The following is a 1674-nucleotide window of genomic DNA, read 5'->3' as shown; positions in this document are numbered from 1 at the left end:
ACGAGGCCCACCACCGCGTCTCCATCACCGACGCCGCCCTGGTCGCCGCCGCGACGCTCGCCGACCGGTACATCTCCGACCGGTTCCTGCCGGACAAGGCGATCGACCTGATCGACGAGGCCGGCGCCCGGATGCGGATCCGCCGGATGACCGCGCCGCCGGACCTGCGCGACTTCGACGAGCGCATCGCCCAGGTGCGTCGGGACAAGGAGTCCGCGATCGACGCGCAGGACTTCGAGCGGGCCGCGCAGCTGCGGGACACCGAGAAGCAGCTGCTGGGTCAGAAGGCGCAGCGGGAGAAGGAGTGGAAGGCCGGTGACCTGGACGTCGTCAGTGAGGTCGACGACGAGCAGATCGCCGAGGTGCTCGGCAACTGGACCGGTATCCCGGTCTACAAGCTGACCGAGGAGGAGACCTCGCGCCTGCTGCGCATGGAAGACGAGCTGCACAAGCGCGTCATCGGCCAGGAAGACGCGGTCAAGGCGGTCTCGAAGGCGATCCGGCGTACCCGGGCCGGGTTGAAGGACCCGAAGCGGCCGTCCGGCTCGTTCATCTTCGCCGGCCCGTCCGGCGTCGGTAAGACCGAACTGTCCAAGGCCCTGGCGGAGTTCCTGTTCGGGTCCGAGGACGCCCTGATCCAGCTGGACATGTCGGAGTTCCACGACCGGTACACGGTGTCCCGCCTCGTCGGTGCCCCGCCCGGCTACGTCGGCTACGACGAGGGCGGGCAGCTGACCGAGAAGGTACGTCGCCGGCCGTTCTCCGTGGTCCTCTTCGACGAGATCGAGAAGGCCCACCCGGACGTGTTCAACACGCTCCTGCAGATCCTGGAGGACGGGCGTCTCACCGACGGCCAGGGCCGGATCGTGGACTTCAAGAACACGGTCATCATCCTGACCACCAACCTCGGCACCCGCGACGTCGCCAAAGCCGTCTCCCTCGGCTTCCAGGCGTCGGAGGACTCCGAGTCGAACTACGACCGGATGAAGCAGAAGGTCAACGACGAACTCAAGCAGCACTTCCGGCCCGAGTTCCTCAACCGGATCGACGACACCATCGTCTTCCACCAGCTGCGCGAGACCGAGATCCTCTCCATCGTCGACATCATGATCCAGCGCATCGAAACCCAGCTGCGCAACAAGGACATGGGCCTGGAACTGACCGACAACGCGAAGAAGTACCTCGCGAAGAAGGGCTTCGACCCGGTGCTGGGCGCGCGGCCGCTGCGCCGCACGATCCAGCGCGACATCGAGGACAACCTGTCCGAACGGATCCTGTTCAACGAGCTGACCCCGGGTCAGATCGTGGTCGTGGACTGCGAGGGCGACCCGGAGAACATCGACAAGTCCAAGCTTGTCTTCCGGGGCGCGGACCGGCCGGACGCCGTGCCGGACGCGGTCCCGGCGGACCTCGGCGGCACCGCCGCCACCGGCGCGGACGACGCCGCGTAGGTAAGCACAGTTCGAAGACGACGGCCCCGGTAGGCGAAAGCCACCGGGGCCGTCGCCTTTCCGTGCCCACCCACCACGCCCTCCTCGCCCCAGCCCCGCCGTGGTCGATCATGAGGTTGACCGCACTTGGCGCCCGATTTGTCGCTGCTAACTTCATGATCAACGGGGCGAGTCGAGGGCGAGTCGAGGACGGGGGGAGGCGGAGGCGGGGTCGGGGTGGGAG

1 protein-coding gene is annotated in these 1674 nt (G+C 67.5%); it reads left to right on the top strand.

The annotated features are described in order from the left end of the window. A partial coding sequence (locus tag KBX43_RS31215; protein ID WP_210888601.1) for an AAA family ATPase occupies positions 1-1451 on the top strand: 1451 nt, incomplete at its 5' end. Positions 1452-1674: the final 223 nt, after the last annotated feature.

Origin of the sequence: Micromonospora sp. C41, from assembly GCF_018070485.1 — a bacterium.
Classification (GTDB): Bacteria; Actinomycetota; Actinomycetes; order Mycobacteriales; family Micromonosporaceae; genus Micromonospora; species Micromonospora chalcea.
The sequence above is the reverse complement of the archived record's forward strand: the minus strand, read 5'-3'. Positions and strand labels throughout refer to the sequence as shown.